The sequence below is a fragment of the Halomonas sp. DN3 genome, assembly GCF_024137905.1.
GTDB classification, from domain to species: Bacteria; Pseudomonadota; Gammaproteobacteria; order Pseudomonadales; family Halomonadaceae; genus Halomonas; species Halomonas litopenaei.
The window spans coordinates 3470868-3489259 of sequence record NZ_CP099965.1 but is presented as its reverse complement, the minus strand read 5'-3'; the positions used below and the strand labels follow the sequence as shown (position 1 = coordinate 3489259).

Below are 18392 nucleotides of genomic sequence, written 5' to 3'. Positions count from 1 at the left end.
CCCATGAAGGACACCGACACCACCGTCGACAACGGGGCCTACCTGACCCGCGAGGCGCTGATGTCGCTCAGTCGCCGCGTGCTGGAGCACCAGGGCTTCAGTGCCGAGCAGGCCAGGGCCCTCGGCGAGACCCTGGTGGCGGCGCAGATGGATGCCAGCCACTCACACGGGCTCTACCGTCTGCTGGGGATCGTCCAGACGCTGCGCCAGGGCGCGGCAGTCGCCGACGCCGTCCCGGAGGTAGAAGACGTGGCCGCCGGGGTGGTGCGGGTCGATGCCGGCGGTGGCTTTTCACCGCTGGCCTTCGAGCTGGGGCTGCCGCTGCTGGTGGACAAGGCCCGCGACGCCGGGGTCGCGCTGATGGCGATCAATCACTGCGTGCATTCCACCGCCTTGTGGGTCGAACTCGAGCGGCTGACGGAACAGGGCCTGGTGGCGATCGCCTGCAACCCCACCCAGGCCTACATGGCGCCCCACGGCGGCAGTCGCCCGCTGTTGGGCACTAATCCGCTAGCCTTTGGCTGGCCCAGGCCAGGGCGCGAGCCACTGGTGTTCGATTTTGCCACCAGCGCCATCGCCCGGGGCGATATCGAGCTGCATCGCCGCGAGGGCAAGCCGATCCCCGAGGGCTGGGGGGTCGATCGCGACGGGGCGCCCTGTACAGACCCCGAAGAAGTGCTGGATCACGGCGCCATGCTGCCGTTTGGTCAGCACAAGGGGTCGGCACTGGCGCTGATGGTCGAGCTGATCGCCGGCCCGATGATCGGCGACCTGCTGAGCGTCGAGTCAAGCGAGCATGACGCCGGTCGCGCAGGACTTCCGTACCATGGCGAACTGATCATCGCCATCGACCCGGCGCGCACCGCAGGCGCCACCAGCGAGGCGCACATGGACAGGGCCGAGCGGTTGTTCGACGAGCTGCTGGGCCAGGGCGCACGCTTGCCGGCCCAGCGTCGTTACCGTGAGCGGGCGCTGAGTGAATCCCGTGGCGCCTGGGTGCCCCAGGCGCTGCTCGATGATATCGAGGCGCTGCTGGCGTGAGGTGACGCGGGCGCCTTAGCCGAAGGTGTCGCCGCCAGACCGAAGGTACATGAGGCTTACACGAAGTCATTGCCGCGCCTCTAGGACGCGCCGTGATCATTTCCTACGCTGGGGTACGGTTGGGCAGCGACGCCCGACCGAGAGCTCATTTGTTCGAAGCGAGGGCATGTCATGGCAATGACAGGGACGTTATTGGTGATGCTGGCATCGCTGCAGTGGGGGCTCGCCGGCGGTTTCGGCAGCCTGCTGTTGCAGCGCGACTGGGCGCCTGAGGCGGTGTCCTTCTGGCGGGCGCTGGTGGGGGTGGGTGTGATGCTCGTGTGGCTGGCGCTGTCCTGGTGGCGGCGCGGGCGACCGACGGTCAACCGCCGGATGGTGATGTGGGCAATGCTCGCCGGGTGCGGTATCGCCGCCAACTTCACCTTTTACTTCATCAGCATCAGTGAGAGCAGCGTGGCGGTGGCGGCGACCCTGATGTACAGCGCGCCGATCTTCGTGTTCGTGGTGTCCTTCCTCACCGGGGCCGAGCGTCCGTCACTGGTGCAGTGGCTGGCCATGGCGGTGGTGATGGGCGGTATCGTGCTGTTGACCGGCATCTATCGCGCCGATGCCGGGGTGGTGACGCCGTTCGGCATCGCCGCCGGTTTGCTGGCAGGCGTCGGTTACGCCTTCTTCATCTTCGGCTTTCGCTTTGCGGCATTGCATGGCTCGGCCACGGCGGCGCTGCCGATGGCGCTGGCCACCGCCGCCCTGTTGATCCTGCCGCTGGCGGATTTGTCGACGCTGGCCTCGGTGCCGGCGTCCGCTGACGTTTCGTTGTTTCTGCTGGTCGGTGTGCTGGGCGGCGCGCTGTCGTTCTTCTGTTACGTTGTCGGCGTGCGCTATACGCTGCCGACCATGGCCTCCATCGTCGCCATGGTCGAACCGGTCACCGCGACCTTGTTCGGGCTGTTCGTGCTGGACGAGAGCCTGACCCTGCCTCAGGTCGGGGGCATGCTGCTGATTCTCGGCGCGGTGACCGGTATCAGCCTGCTCAAGCACCGTGCGGCGACAGCCTCAGACTAGGGCTTGTCTGAAAAGTGCCTGCACTCGGTAATACGGCGTTAAAAATCGGATCAAAATGCTCATTTACACCCCGTAAACTGCGCTTTCTCACCGATTTTTGCCTTGTCTAACCTTCGCTCGTCGACTTTTCGGACAGCGCCTAGGCAAGTCGCCTCGATAGCACGGACGTCGTCGGTGGCATGAACGTCATCGGCGACAGCTTGGAGAGAGGTGGACCTCCCTTTGACGGCGCCGGTCTTGCGCTCGACTTCCGGGGGAGGAGGGCAGCCGTCTGCTGCGCGTGATGGGGGGCGTCGGTTGACGGCTGACAACAGGGTAGCAAGGAGCGCCGCTAGCGACTCATCCTGGAGTGCAGTCCCGCATTGTTTTGGAAATGCAAAGGTAATTTGTTGCTACTCTGTGCGAAGGGCGATGCTCAATTGGCCCAAGTATGAAAATTGGGTGTGTTTTGTCATCTATTGCCGCCAAGCGGTTATGGAAGAAAAGGTTTTATCAGGTAAGGCGGTTCCAGCATATGGCAAGATAATGCGGAACCTTGTTCGTTAGTGGCCGTATTTTTTTGCTATTTCTTGGCCATTTTAGCTCTATTCGAGCAATGATATGATTCTGGTTAAAAAAAGCTTTTGTCAAACATGAAGCCGAAAGCGCTTCCAAGGCCTTTTTGGCATAAAACACTGGCTATTGTATTAGATTTTCTTCGTTAAAATCTTAAATATTATGCATTAGTGTCGGATTTTAATGAAATATCTGGTTTCCGTACACCAGTACAGTGTTGATATCGTTTTAGGTGACATAGGTTTTCCTTGCCTTCGTCTTCGTGACGGACATTGAAAAAGGAACTCCTGATGAATACCGAAGAAAACATGACCTCCGTACATTCTAGTGTTGCCGCGCTGATGGCGGTGGACTGTGATTGCGAAGTCAGTGCCCTGGCCTCACTCGACGAGGACGGCTTGCCTCAGGGTATTGCCGGTGGGCCGCAGGATGCGCCCGGTGAGGCGGTCACGGTGACTGATACCCTGGGCTACAGTTTCGGCAACAGCGGGCCAGCAGACAGCGACGCCTTTCGCTGGGATCCGACCAGCCTTCCTGACCTCACCTCCGGCGGTGAGTCGCTTCGTTATCTAGTGTCTCCCAGCGGCCAGACCCTTACTGCACGTACCCCGGATGGCACGCCGGTTCTTCACCTGAAGCTGATTGATGTGGATACCGGAAGCTACAAGGTGACCCTCATCGGCCCGCTGGACCATCCTCAGCAGGGCACCGAAGACAACCTGGTGTTTTCCGTCAACTACGTCATCACCGACAGTGCCGGTAATGAGGCGACCGCCCGACTTGGGCTGGATATCGACGACGACACTCCGACCAACAGCATCGATGCACCGTCTTCGGTTGAGCCCAGCGATACCGTGACCGGTACCTGGTCCCAGCATGGTGGTGCCGATGGCGTTGCCGATACCACCGTCAAGCTGCCCGGTGACGATACCGACTATCCCCTGGGTAGCCCCATCGATACCGGCAACGGCATCCTGACGGTGAACCCCGGCGGCAGCTGGAGCTTTACCGCGGATCCGGACGCTGAAGGCTCGCTGGACTTCCAGATCGTCACCACCGACGGTGACGGCGACAGCATCACCTGCGACGGCCATGTCAACATCACCGAGGGTGGCGACAGCATCCCGACCACCCCCGAGACAGACGGTGATCCGAACACCAATCCTGCCAAGGCCATCGTCGACGAGGACGGTCTGCCCGGTGGTATCGCCGGCGGCATCAACGATGTGGCCGGCGAGCGGACCGCCGCCACTGGCTCGCTGGGCTATGACTTCGGCGATGACGGACAGGGCAACTTCACCTGGAACACCAACAATCTGCCGAGTCTGACCTCCAATGGCAGCCCGGTCACCTGGACGCTCAGCGGCAACGGTCGCTCGCTGGTGGGCTTCGACGGCAACGGTGATCGGGTGATCTCGGTGCAGCTGACCGACGTCGCCAATGGCACCTACAAGGTTGTGCTGGCCAAGCCGCTGGATCACTCCAACCCCGAGGTCGAGGACGACATCAACTTTGATGTCAGCTACACCATCACCGATGGCGACGGCGACAGCGCCTCCGGCGTGCTCAAGGTCACCGTCGATGACGACATGCCGGTGGCCAGTGACGACACCGCCAGCACCGACAGCAACACCCCGGTGACGGTGGACGTCCTCGACGACATCGATTTTGGCGCCGATGGTCCCGGCACCGTCACCGACGCCACCGTCGAAGGCGGCCCGGACGTGGGTACCGTGACCATCAATCCCGATGGCAGCCTGACCTTTGTGCCGGATCCAGACTTTTCCGGCAATGCCGATATCGACTACACCGTCACCGACGGTGACGGCGACACCGTCGACGGGCAGGTGACGGTGACGGTGGATGAGGGCGACGAGGACGACACTCCCACCACCCCGGAAACCGATGGGGATCCGAACACCAACCCGGCCAAGGCCATTGTCGACGAGGACGGTCTGCCTGGCGGCATCGCCGGCGGCATCAACGACGTGGCGGGAGAGCCGATCGCCGCCACCGGTTCGCTGGGTTATGACTTCGGCGACGACGGCCAGGGCAGCTTCACCTGGAACACCGATAGTCTGCCGAGCCTTACCTCCAACGGCAGCCCGGTGACCTGGACACTCAGCGGCAACGGTCGCTCGCTGGTGGGCTTCGACGGCAACGGCGATCGGGTGATCTCGGTGCAGCTGACCGACGTCGCCAACGGCACCTACAAGGTGGTGCTGGCCAAGCCGCTGGATCACTCCAATCCCGAGGTCGAGGACGACATCAACTTCGATGTCAGCTACACCATCACCGACAGTGACGGCGACGCGGCCTCTGGCGTCCTCAAGGTCACCGTCGACGACGACACCCCGGTGGCCAATGACGACACCGCCACCACCGACAGCAACACCCCGGTGACCGTGGATGTCCTAGATGACGTCGATTTTGGTGCAGATGGCCCCGGCACCGTCACCGACGCCACTGTCGAGGGCGGCCCGGACGTGGGCACCGTGACCATCAATCCCGACGGCAGCCTGACCTTCGTGCCTGACCCGGACTTTAGCGGCAACGCCGACATCGACTACACCGTCACCGATGGTGATGGCGATACCACCGAAGGACAGGTCACTGTCACGGTAGATGAAGGTGACGAGGACGACACTCCCACCACCCCCGAAACCGATGATGACCCCAACACCAACCCGGCCAAGGCCATCGTCGACGAGGACGGCCTGCCTGGCGGCATCGCCGGTGGAGTCAATGACGTGGCGGGAGAGCCGATCGCCGCTACCGGTTCGTTGGGTTATGACTTCGGCGACGACGGTCAGGGCAGCTTTACCTGGAACACCGACAGTCTGCCGAGTCTTACCTCCAATGGAAGCCCGGTGACCTGGATGCTCAGCGGCAACGGTCGCTCGCTGGTGGGCTTCGACGGCAACGGCGATCGGGTGATCTCGGTGCAGCTGACTGACGTCGCCAACGGCACCTACAAGGTGGTGCTGGCCAAGCCGCTGGATCACTCCAATCCCGAGGTCGAGGACGACATCAACTTCGATGTCAGCTACACCGTCACCGATAGTGACGGCGACGCGGCCTCTGGCGTGCTCAAGGTCACCGTCGACGATGACACACCGGTGGCCAACGACGACACCGCCAGCACCGACGGCGACACTCCGGTGACCGTGGACGTGCTCGGCAATGACGACAACGGCGCCGACGGCCCCGGCACCATCACCAATGCTACTGTCGATGGTGGCCCGGATGTGGGTACCGTGACCATCAATCCGGACGGCACCCTGACCTTCGTACCCGACCCGGACTTCTCCGGCAATGCGGTCATCGACTACACCGGCACCGATGGTGACGGCGATACCACCGAAGGACAGCTCACCGTCAACGTGGGCGAAGGGGACGACCAGCCGACGACCCCGGAAACCGACGGCGACCCTGACACCAACCCGGCCACGGCGGTTCTGGATGAAGACGGTCTGCCGGGCGGTGCCGCAGGTGGTCCCGGCGACGTCGCCGGGGAAGCACGGGTCGTCTCGGGCAACCTGGGCTATGACTTCGGTGACGATGGCGCCGCCAACGGGGGTGGGTTCGCCTGGACGCCGGATACCACCAAGCTGCCGGAAACGACCGCCGACGGCCAGGAGATTCGCTACTTTCTGAGCAGCAGTGAGCTGTCACTGGTAGGCCTGGATGAGGATGGCAACCGCGTCATCGCCATCGATATGCTGGACCCGTCCACCGGCGACTATCGCGTCACCTTGTCCAAGCCGCTGGAGCATCCGGTGCCCGGTGTCGAGGACGACCTGCGCTTCGAGGTTGGCTACACCGTCACCGACAGCGACGGTGACACTGCCCAAGGCGTGTTGAATGTGGTCGTCGACGACGACACACCGGTCGCGGTCGACGACAGTGCCAGCACCGACAGTGCGGCGTCGGTCACCATCGACGTACTGGCCAACGACAACACCGGCGCCGACGGTGCCACCGTCACTGGCGCCACGGTGGTGGGAGGCCCGGATGTCGGCACCGTGGTGATCAATACCGATGGTACTGTGACCTTCACCCCGGACCTGGACTTCTCCGGTGACGCGGTCATCGACTACACCCTGACCGACGCCGACGGCGACACCAGTTCCGCCTCGGTCAATGTCGATGTCACGCTCGAGAAGGCGGACGACGAACTCTTCGTCGGTGACAACGACGACGATACCAAGGCGACCCAGTCCGGTAACGATGTGCTGATCGGTGATCTCGGTGGCACGGTAATCGGCACGAACCCGACAGCCAGCTACAACGTCTCCTTGATCCTCGACACGTCTGTCACCATGAGCTACCAAGCGGATGGTTCGGGTACGACAGGGCCAGGACCGAGCCGACTGGATATCGCCGTCGAGGCCATCAAGGCCTTCGCCGCCGAGCTTGCCGCCTCCGGGGGCACGGTCAACTTCAATCTGGTCGAGTTCAATGAAAACGCCACCAGTACCATCGATATCCGTGGCTTCGACGTATCGGACCTCGATGCGCTCAATGCACATCTGGACAGCATTGAATTTGACTTCGGCACCAATACCGAGGCGGGGATTCGCAAGAGCACAGAGTTCTTCGAGTCGGTGGACAACGACTTCAACAATGTTGCCTATGTCATGTCCGATGGCTTCTCCACCGCCTATCTGGACAACAATGGTAACCCCGTCGTTATCGGCGGTTTCTCGAAAGCCCTGCCGGTGAAGCAGGCGATCGAGGCCTTCGATGTATTGAAGGAAATCGCCCAGGTGGAGGCGATCGCCATCGGCAACCCGGTAAGATCGGTGAATGAGCCAGCCAACGTCGCCAAGCAACTCCAGTTCTACACCAATACTGGAGATGTGAAGGTCGTAACGGAGAACTTCAACCAAGGTTCCGTCACCGATGAAGCCGGCGACGTGACCAAGGTCCTGACCGCCAGTGACTTTGAAACCTCCTTGTTCGAGGGCACCGAGACCGAGTTTGAGGCGCCGCTGGGCGACGACGAGCTCTCCGGTGACAGCCGCGACGACATCATCTTCGGTGATACGGTGAGCTCCGACCACCTGAGCTGGAAGAATGGTGATACCGGTGAGGTCTTTATCGCTGGCGAGCACGACGGCCTCAACTACGAAGGTCTGACCGAGTTCCTCAAGTGGTCGGTCAACGAGGGCAACGGTGAGGCACCGACCGACGCCGAGATCATCGACTACGTCCAGGACAACTACGAAGAGCTGATGGACACAGACCGCACCGATGGTGGTAACGACACCCTCAAGGGCGGAGGTGGCGACGATGTGCTGATCGGTGCCGGTGGCAACGACACACTGATCGGCGGCAGCGGCGATGATGAGCTGTGGGGGGGCGTTGGCTCCGATACCTTCAGCTACCAGTCGGGTCACGAGGGCAGCTCCAGCAGCCCCGCAGAGGACGACATCAAGGACTTCACCCTGGGCGACACCTCCAGCAACCTCGAGGCCGACAAGCTCGATCTGTCGGATCTGCTCGACGGCGCCACCGAAGACGATGTGTCGGACTACCTGAGCGCCAGCCAGGAAGGCAACGACACCGTCATCTCGGTCAAGTCTGACGGCGGCATCGGAGCGGGTGGCTCCGGCGCGGATCAGGTGATCACCCTGTCCGGCGTCAGCATGGGCGGTGCCTCCAGCGACGCCTTCCTCAACCAGCTGATTCAGGACGGACAGCTCGAGGTGGAGTGATCCATGCCCGTACGGTGCGATCCTGGCACCGGACCTGAAAGACCCATCACCCGGCCTCGTGCCGGGTGATGTGTTTATGGTAGTTGCCTGGGCATCGCTGGCCTTGCTGCCTCATGCTCGTGGTTTTCTCATTTCTCCGCTAAATCCTCTCGCCTTGGCCTTTTGGATGGCGTGCAAGGGTACATTTGTGTGCCAAAACGAGCGCTATTGTCCTTGGAAGATGTTCTGCAGATCAGCTTCGAGGAGGTTTGGCCTAGGTATATCAACAGTTAGCCGGTGTCAAAAATAATATTGGAGGAAAGTGAGGGCCTCGTTGCGAGTTTGACCAATAGGTAACCATGGAGATTCGTTGAACAAATGCTCTATAGCGGGCAATTGGGGCAATAGTGCCAGGCAATGGACGGCCAGCAGGGCAATACCGAGCTGGGGGTGGGGCGTCTAGCTTGAAAACCCCGTCCCTCGACTCGCCGCTCAAGCGGCCAGGAGTCTAGCATGAGTTCGGATATTCGCCGCGATCAGACAAGAGACAGTGATACCTATACGCCCGACATCGTAGTGATAACCGGAGAAAATGGCGACTACGACAGTCCTTTTCAATTGAACCACGACTTTGGCTTCAATAATGGGCCAGCGCCCATTCGCACCTTCCGTTGGGTCGAGCCGGACCTTGCCGGCTTGATCACGGGGGCCGGTGATCCAGTGTTTTCGAGGTTATCCGGGACCGGCAGACTCCAGATATTGGAAAACGAGAAGTTCAGCGAGGAATTTCTTTGGAACTTCGAGTTTGAGGATGAAGGGTACTTATTCATATCGAATGGCAGCGATGATAGCGAAGGATACGGGAATCTGGACCACGGTCGGCAGGACTCACTGTCGATTGCGCTGCCCTATATCGCCACCGATCGTTTCGGCAATGAGGAGATGAGCTGGGTGGAAGTCCAGTTCGAGGATAGTGAGCCCCTTGACCATCCGGCGCCACTGGCCACGGCGGCACCAGGGGCTAGCGACAGCGGTCTGTTGTACCGGACGGAGAGGCCGACGAGGTCTACACCTGTAGACCCCATCTCCGAAGTGCGCGTCAAGTTGCCCGACAGTGACAGGACGGTCTCAACCTACAAGCGCAACACTATTGGAGTGCCGGAGATCCGGGCACTGACTTCTGGAGAACCTCCGCGTATACCTCCAGAGGCGTCTTGGCGTTCAACGTCTCTCTAGGCCTGGTATTGAGTGAGTCTGCGATCTCATCGAGCTCCTCCTGGGTGTAGGTCGATAGGTCCGTTCCTTTGGGCAGATACTGTCGAAGCAGACCATTGGTATTCTCGTTAGACCCACGTTGCCACGGGCTGTGTGGATCGGCGAAGTAGATGGCTGTCCCGGTACGTTGGGTTATTTCGGCATGCTTGACCATCTCGCTCCCTTGGTCGTAGGTCATCGACAGCCTCAGTGAGCGTGGAACACGGTTCAATTTGTCACTAAAGCCGACCATCGCATCCGTCGCGGTCGTACCGTCCATTTTCACCAGGATGACGAAGCGTGTCGTGCGCTCAACCAACGTGCCTACGGCAGAACGGTTGCTGGCCCCCATGATGAGGTCGCCTTCCCAATGCCCGGGCATCAGCCGATCTTCGATCTCAGGCGGCCGGAGATGAATACTGACCAAGTCAGGAATTTGGCGGCGACGATCCTTGCCACGACTGCGTGGACGCCGCTTTCCCTTCCCCTGCCGAAGGCAAGCAATGAGCTCTTTTTTCAGCGAGCCTCGGGGCATCACATAGAGCGCGTTGTAGATGGCCTCGTGGGAGACCTGACGTGTAGGGTCATTTGGATACATGCGCTTCAGTGTGATGGCTATCTGCCTAGGAGACCAGTACTTGCGCAACAGGTAGGTCACCAGATCGAAGAGAGGCGTACCAAGGCGCAACTTAGATTGTCGTCGTGCTCGATGTCGCGTCAGCGTGGCCCTGAAACCCGCCAGACTGGCGTCATAGCCAGCATGAGAAGGTACCGCATGCCGAGCCAGTTCTCGAGAAATCGTGCTGGCAGCTCTCCCAAGGAACTTGGCGATGGAGCGTATCGAGTGACCTTCACGCATCAGCATGATGGTGGCACGTTCTTCAGCAGTAAGGTGGTGGTAGCAATGAGTCATAGCGATAGCGTACCTGATCGATCAGGTGTTGCACTTGCTCATTGAGACCGCCCAGTTGGGTTTCGACCAATCGTCCCATCAATACTGGCAAGGGCCTACTGACGATTAGTCACGAAGATTACTACGTCAGCTGGCGATTTGGAGCATCGGAGGACGCCGAGGGCAGGTTCGATTTTCAGATAATGGTGATCGACAGCGACGGTGATGAGACCATTATGGATCGCTATATCCTCGTGACCAGCGATGAGAATAGCTTCCCCACCTCCCAGCCGGACCATGTCGTCCTCGATGACAATGCACTGCACTTTTTCGACCGCTCCTATGGAGAAGACCCTATTCGCGCGAACGTTGTGACAGGGGAACTGGGCTTTGACTTTGGCCACAATGGCCAGGCTTGGGAGTATAGCTCTTTCTTGAATTTTGAGTTTGGCTTTCACTGGGACATGGACCGACTGCCGACGCTGACCACCCAGGGCGAGGCTGTGACATGGCGGGAGCGCGACAATGGCAGGCTGACCGCCATGCTGGGTGATCAAGAGGTGCTCAATGTATTTATCACCGATATCTTTACCGGTGGCTTCGAGATTTGGCAGCACACTGCTCTGGATCACGGCGATGGTGAGGACGAATTAAACTTTTCGCTGGGTTACAGCTTGATCGATGGCGGTGGTAACACTACCGACGGAGCGCTGGAATTCACGGTCAAGGACGACACGCCTGAGGCTCGCGATGACTGGTTTCGCATCCCCAAGGGCCAGTCGGCCTTGATGGATGTGATAGCCAACGACGACTTTGGTGGCGATGGCGTTACCAAGGCGCTCGTCGATGCCAGCGTTCGCGGCGGCGCGGATGTCGGTAGTGTCGTCCTCCAGACCGTTCAGGATAAGCTGCGTTTTGTGCCCCATCCCGACTTTGTCGGTGATGCCGTGATCGACTACACCATGCAGGACTCCGACGGTGACCTCGCCAACGGGGTGCTTGTCGTCAGTGTCCACGAAAATGGTGGGGCGCTACCGACCACCCTGCCGTCCAGGGCGGTGGTCGATGAGGATGGCCTGGTCGGCGGTATCGCCGGCGGTGTCAGGGATGTCGGGGGCGAAGCCGTCGTCGCGACCGGTAGCCTGGGCTACGATTGGGGCGGTGGCCGGGGGCCCGGTAACTTTCGCTGGTCCATCGATCCGACCATCGTTGCCGGCGTGTCAGCCCTGGGTTTTGAAGACGATATTCGCCTGAAGCTAAGTGACGACAAGATTCGCTTGATGATAAGTGACGACGGACTCTCGCTGTCCGGTGTTGTCGAACATCCATCTTATTCCTTTCCCCTAGGAGCTTTGCCGATCTTCAACCTGGAGATTGTCGACGTTCGGACAGGAGAATACCGCTTCGAATTGTTTCGGCCCCTGGGCCACGACAAGCCCGGTGAAGATGACCTCATCATCAACTTCGGCTATAGCCTCATCAGTTCCAACGGTAAGAGCGTCGATGGCGTACTCAAGGTCATCGTGGATGATGATAGCGGGCGCGCCAACGACGATAGCGCCACCACCACAAGCGCCACCCCGGTCACTGTGGACGTGCTGAGCAACGACGAGTATGGCGCCGACGGTGCGGGCAGCAAGCTGATCGATGCCACCGTTCAGGGAGGAGACGAGGTCGGCAGTGTCGTGGCCAATCGGGATGGCAGCCTGACCTTCGCCCCCGCCCTTGGCTTCGTCGGGGTGGCCTTGATCGACTACGAATCTCGCCCGGACGGTGATGGAGACCGCCTTTCCGCCACCCTCTCGGTGACCGTCACGGAAATCCCCCCGGATGTGCCGACGACACCCGAGACCGATGGCGACCCCGCTACCCAGGCGGCCATCCTTACCGTCGACGAGGATGGCCTGCCCGGCGGCCTCCACGGAGGCGTCGAGGATGCGCCCACCAGGCTTGCCGTGGCGACCACCAGTCTGGGCTACGGTATCGGCGATGACGGCCCGGGTGACTTCAGCTGGCACACCGACAGCCTGCCAGGCCTGAGAGCCGGAAAAGAGCTGCTGACCTGGGCACTTCGCGACGCTGGCCGCGTCCTGGTCGGGCTCGATGGCAAGGGTGATAGCGTCATCTCGGTGGGCGTGACCGACCTCGTCGACGGCACCGTCGAGGTAGCGCTGGCGCGGCCGCTGGATCACGCCGATGGCCTGACCGAGGACGATCTCAGCGTCGAGTTTGGCTATACCATCAGCGATAGCAATGGCGATACGGCTGACGGGGTATTCAAGGTCGTCATCGACGATGACCGGTTGCAGGTCGAAGACGAGGCCGTCCGCACCCTGGTCGATACGTCGGTACGTGTGGATGTGCTGGCCAATGATGCCTTCGGCGCCGACGGTTTCAACGATTTCCGCAGGATCGAGGTACAGGGCGGCGCCCAGGTCGGCCGCGTCCTGATGAACGACGACAATACCTTCATCTTCGAGCCAGCCAGAGGGTTCATCGGCACCGCTCTGATCGACTATCGCGTAAGTGATGGTGATGGCGATGTCGAGGGTGGCACCCTCGCCGTCATCGTCAGCTCAGGGCTAGGCGCAGACAAGCCGACCACTCCCGACAGCGATGACAACCCCGACACCGTGGCAGCGTTGGCCCTCCTCGACGAGGATGGCCTGCCCGGCGGCAACCCCGGCGGTCGCGGCGATACCCCCGGCGAGGCGACCGTCGTGACCGGATGGCTGGGCTATGAATTTGGCGACGATGGTCGCGGCGACTTCCGCTGGTCCACCGAAGGCCTGCCGCAGTTGACATCGCAAGACCGCCCGCTGAGTTGGTCGCTCAACGCTACCGGCCATACCCTCATGGCGACCGACAGCGAGGGCAACGACGTCATCAGCGTTCGCATCATCGATATTCTCGCCAGCCAGTACCGTGTCGAGTTGCTTCGTCCACTGGACTACGGTCCTGGCTTAAGCAGGGCGCTTGCTCCGTTCGAGGGTGACATCAACTTCAGTGTGGGCTACACCATCACCGATCGTAACGGCGACAGCGCTGACGGCAGTCTGAACATCAGCGTGGACGACGATGCTCCGCGGGACATCCGCGACTATGCCTGGACCACCATCGGCACTCCGCTGACGATAGACGTGCTGTCCAATTATCCGGTCGGCGCTGACGGCCTTGGGACTTTTAGAATTATAGGAGGGGAGCCGGACGAGACAGGAAGCTTCACCGTCAACCCCGACAATACCCTGACCTATACCCCCCATAGGTACTTCGAGGGCACCACCAGCATCAGTTACTACATCACCGATGCAGATGATTCAGACGATGTCGATGTAAGCACGGTTATCGCCGTCACGGGGCCAAGGCCCGGGGCTCCCACCACGCCCGAGACCGACGCTGACCCGCGTACCGAGCGCCCCATGGTCAGGATCCACGAGGATGGTCTCCCGGGCGGTGTCCCTGGTGAATATGGCGATGAGCCGGCGGGACCCACCGTCGTGGCCGGGTTTCTGGGCTACGATTTTGGTGACGATGGACCCGGTGATGTCCGCTGGGCCAGCGAAGGCCTGTCGCGGCTGCCATCGCTAGCCCGCCCGCTTAGTTGGTCGCTAAACGCCACCGGCCATACCCTTACCGGCGCCGATGGTGAAGGCAACGAGGTCATCAGTTTTCACATCATCAATGCCCTGACTTCCCGCTACCGTGTCGAGCTGCATCGGCCGCTGGACCACTTTAATACGGGATGGAACTGGAACTGGCTGACCTTCGGTGTGGATTACCTTGTCACCGACGCTGACGGCGATACTACCCCCGGTACGCTGGAGGTCACCGTGGTCGACGATACCCCTTACGACCCCAACGGCGATAGGAGTGAACTCGCCGCCACCACCACGCTCGGCACCCCGCTGACGCTTGATGTGCTGAGCGACGATAGACTCGGTGGCGATGGCAAGGGTGGCATCGTCGAGGCCTCGACCAGCGGCGGCACGGTGGTCGTCAACCCCGACAATACCCTGACCTTTACCCCCAGGCCGGATGTCCTCGGTGATGTGAAGGTAAGGTATCTGGTGACCGATGGTGACGGCGACACAGCCAAACGGAATCTGGTCGTCACCGTTGAGCAACAGACCCGAACCGACGTGCCGACCACCCCCGAGACCGACGGCGATCCCGCCACCGTGGCGGATCTCGCCGAGGTCGATGAGGGCGGCCTGCCCGGAGGTAACAAGGATGCAGCGACCACGCCAACCATGGCGACCGGCCTGTTGGGCTACGACTTCGGCGACGACGGCCCGGGCAGCTTCCGCTGGCACACCGACTCGCTGCCGACACTGACCAGCGCCGGCGAATCCGTCGACTGGCGCCTCAGCGACAATGGGGGCTCCCTGGTGGGCTCAGATGGCGACGGCGAGCAGGTGGTCGCGGTGCAGCTCACCGACCTGGACAGTGGTCGCTACACGGTAGCCCTGGACCAGCCCCTGGATCACCCTTACGCCTCTGACGAGGGCGATCTTGCGTTGACGCTGGGCTATACCATCAGCGATGCCGACGGCGACAGTGCCGATGGCCTGCTGCGCGTCAGCGTCTACGACGACAGCCCGCAGGCCACGGACGACAGCGCCACCATCGAGCGCGGCTCAGAGGTGACGCTGGATGTGCTGGCCAACGACGCCCCTGGTGCCGACGGGGGGGGTGAGATCTTCGATGTCACCCTGCAGGGGGGAAGCGACGTCGGTAGCGTTACCCTGAACGACGACAATACCCTGACCTTCAGACCGAAAGGCGTATATACCGGCACTGCCCTGATCGACTACGCCATCCGGGATGGTGACGGCGACATCAGCCGCGCGCAGTTCGCCGTCACGGTCGAGAAATCGGGTAACGATGTACCGACCACCCCCGAGACCGATGGTGACCCCGCCACCGGTCCTGACAAGGCCGTGGTCGACGAGGACGGCTTGCCCGGCGGAGTCCCCGGGGGCATCAAGGATGTGCCTAACGGCGTGAAAGTGGCCAACGGTGTGCTGGGCTACGATTTCGGCGATGACGGTTGGGACAGCTTCAGCTTCAGCTGGGACATCGATACCCTGCCGGTGCTTTACCGTGGTGGTGATCCGATCGACTGGGAGCTTTACTCTAAAGGACGCTTGCTGTGGGGTGTGGATGCCGCCGACGGTCAAGCTGTGTTGCAGTTGCAGCATAGAGATCTGGCAAGTGGCGCTTACCGGGTGGTGATGTTCAGGTCGCTGGATCATGGCACCCCCGGCATCGAGGACGATCTCAACTTCAGCGTGGGCTACACCGTCACTGACTTCGACGGCGACACGGCCTACGGCGAACTGCGCGTCACCGTGGACGACGACAGCCCGCAGGCCAGCGACGACAGCGCCACCACCACCATTGGCACTTCGGTGACGCTGGATGTGCTGGGCAATGACGCCTTCGGTGCCGACGGGAGCGACGGGGTGGTCGCCGCCAGCGTCCAGGGCGGGGCCAGCGTCGGCAGTATCAGCGTCAATGACGACGATACCCTGACCTTCGTGCCGGGGGATGGCTTCAGCGGCAGCGCCCTGATCGATTACACCATGCAGGATCGTGATGGCGACACCAGCGACGCCCAGCTTACCGTCACGGTCGAGGGGCAGCGCAACGATGTCCCGACCACCCCCGAGACCGATGATGATCCCGCTACCGGCCCCGACGAGGCCGTGGTCGACGAGGACGGTCTGGCCGGAGGCGTCCGCGGCGGCGTCAGCGATGCGCCGACCGAAGATACCATCGCCAGGGGCGTTTTGGGCTACGACGTGGGCGACGATGGCCTGGGCGGCTTCACTTGGCACACCGATAGCCTGCCGGCGCTGACCAGCGGCGGCGATTCGGTCAACTGGCGGCTCAGCGGCAACGGTCGCTCCCTGGTGGGCTTCGATGGCAGCGGTGAGCGGGTGATCTCGGTGCAGCTCACCGACCTCGCCAGCGGCAGCTACAAGGTAGCGCTGGCACGGCCGCTGGATCACGCCTATGACGGCAGCATCGAAGGCGACATCGCCTTCAGCGTGGGTTACACCATCACCGACAGTGACGGTGACAGTGCCTCGGGCGTGCTGAGTCTCACCGTGGACGACGATACGCCGGTGCCTCGCGACGATTTCGCCGCCACCGGCATCGATACACCGGTGACGGTGGACGTGCTGGCCAACGATGCCTTCGGCGCCGACGGGGGCGTCGGCGTGGTCGCGGCCAGCGTCCAGGGTGGGGCAGCTGTCGGCACTGTCAGTGTCAATAGCGACGATACCCTGACCTTCGTGCCGAGTGCTGGCTTCACCGGCAGCGCCCTGATCGATTACAGCGTCAGCGATGGCGATGTCGACACCAGCGACGGCCGGCTTACCGTCACGATCACGCCTGCCGATGTCCCGACTACCCCCGAGAGCGATGGTGATCCCGCCACCGGTCCGGCCAAGGCCGTGGTCGACGAGGATGGTCTGGCCGGCGGCATCCACGGCGGTGTCGGGGACGCGCTAACCGAGCAGACCGTCGGGACCGGCGTCTTGGGTTACCTCGCTGGCGATGACGGCCCCGGCGAGTTTACTTGGCATACCGATCGCCCGCGGGTGCCTCTCAGCGGCGGTGATCGGGTCGACTGGCGGCTCAGCGGCAATGGGCACTCCCTGGTGGGCTTCGATGGCAGCGGCGAGCGGGTGATCTCGGTGCAGCTCACCGACCTCGCCAGCGGCAGCTACAAGGTAGCGCTGGCACAGCCGCTGAGGCACACCTCTGACGGCGGCATCGAGAGCGACTTCGACTTCAGCGTGGGCTACACCATCACCGACAGTGACGGCGACAGCGCCGACGGCGCGCTGCGTATCACCGTGGACGATGACAGCCCGCAGGCCAGCGACGACAGCGCCACCACCGACAGCAATACGCCGGTGACCGTGGACGTGCTGGCCAATGACGCCTTCGGTGCCGACGGGTGTGGCGGGGTGGGCGCGGCCAGCGTCCAGGGAGGGGCGAGCGTCGGCAGCGTCAGCGTTAATGCCGACGATAGCCTGACCTTCGTGCCGGGGGATGGCTTCACCGGTAGCGCCCTGATCGACTACAGCGTCAGCGATGGCGATAGAGACTTCAGCGACGGGCGGCTTACCGTCACCGTCGGGGACCCGCAGGGGGGCGATACTCCTACCGCCCGCGAGGCCGAGGCTCAGGACGACGTCCTCGGCAACGTCCACGGCGACGTCGTGGCAAACGCCGAGGCGAGCCGGCTGGCGTTGTCGGAATTGCTCGACGAGAGCGACGAGGAGGTAGCGGCCTGGCTGCCGCCGGAACAGGACCAGACAGACAGCGTAGGCCCCGCGTCGGCAGGGGGCAGTGGTGGCGGCAGTGGTGGCGTCATGGACAGCGGCGCAGATAGTGAACAAGCGCTGGCCCTGAACGGCGCCGGTGCCGGCGACTCCACCCTTGAACGCATCGGCCAGGAGGCCGCGCTGCTGGTGGAGTAGGCAGTGGAGTAGAGAGTGGAGTAGAGAGTGGAGTAAGCGGTCGAATAGGCCGTGGAGCAAGTGTTGGAGCAAGCGGTCGAATAGGCCGTGGAGTAGGCCGTGGAGTAGAGACTGGAGCAAACGGTGGAATAGGCCGTGGAGCAAGTGGTGGATCACTCCAGCGAAAGTCCCCTTCGATCACCCGGCCCTTGGCCGGGTGATGTTTTTTTGCATAGCGACGAGCCTCCCTCGAGTACGAGACGCCAGACGCCAGACGCTGGACGGCTATCTCTCATCACTACTAGCATCCCTCTCAGCCCCTCCCTCCCAGCCCTCTCCCAGCGACAGGGCCGTGCACTGCATCCTGCAAGCGCAGCAACTATCGGCTGTTCTTCGGGGGTGATCTCG

General features: G+C 62.1%; 6 protein-coding genes. 5 read left to right on the top strand and 1 reads right to left on the bottom strand.

What is annotated here, in order from left to right; genetic code table 11:
* Positions 1–3 precede the first annotated feature (3 nt).
* The 4 genes from NKF27_RS14985 (at position 4) to NKF27_RS14970 (ending at position 9596) form a co-directional block, all read left to right on the top strand.
* On the top strand, positions 4–1041 hold the full coding sequence (locus NKF27_RS14985) for an Ldh family oxidoreductase (protein ID WP_253552834.1): 1038 nt from the start codon (positions 4–6) through the stop codon (positions 1039–1041).
* 171 nt (positions 1042–1212) lie between these two features.
* Positions 1213–2106 carry a DMT family transporter gene (locus NKF27_RS14980; protein ID WP_253552833.1) on the top strand — a complete coding sequence of 298 codons (894 nt, stop codon included), beginning with the start codon at positions 1213–1215 and terminating at the stop codon, positions 2104–2106.
* An 845-nt stretch (positions 2107–2951) separates the two neighbouring features.
* Positions 2952–8381 (top strand): tandem-95 repeat protein, encoded by a 5430-nt coding sequence (locus NKF27_RS14975; protein ID WP_253552831.1) that lies wholly within the window; start codon positions 2952–2954, stop codon positions 8379–8381.
* Between the two features lie 492 nt (positions 8382–8873).
* A complete protein-coding gene (locus tag NKF27_RS14970; RefSeq protein ID WP_253552829.1) occupies positions 8874–9596 on the top strand; it encodes a hypothetical protein in 723 nt (240 codons plus the stop codon).
* Here NKF27_RS14970 and NKF27_RS14965 read toward each other — a convergent pair.
* On the bottom strand, positions 9508–10527 hold the full coding sequence (locus tag NKF27_RS14965; RefSeq protein WP_108450240.1) for an IS30 family transposase: 1020 nt from the start codon (positions 10525–10527) through the stop codon (positions 9508–9510). The two genes, NKF27_RS14970 and NKF27_RS14965, sit on opposite strands and share 89 nt — an antisense overlap.
* Positions 10528–10940: 413 nt before the next feature.
* On the opposite strand from NKF27_RS14965, the gene NKF27_RS14960 reads away from it, so the two are divergent.
* A complete protein-coding gene (locus NKF27_RS14960; protein WP_253552827.1) occupies positions 10941–18005 on the top strand; it encodes a tandem-95 repeat protein in 7065 nt (2354 codons plus the stop codon).
* Positions 18006–18392 lie beyond the last annotated feature (387 nt).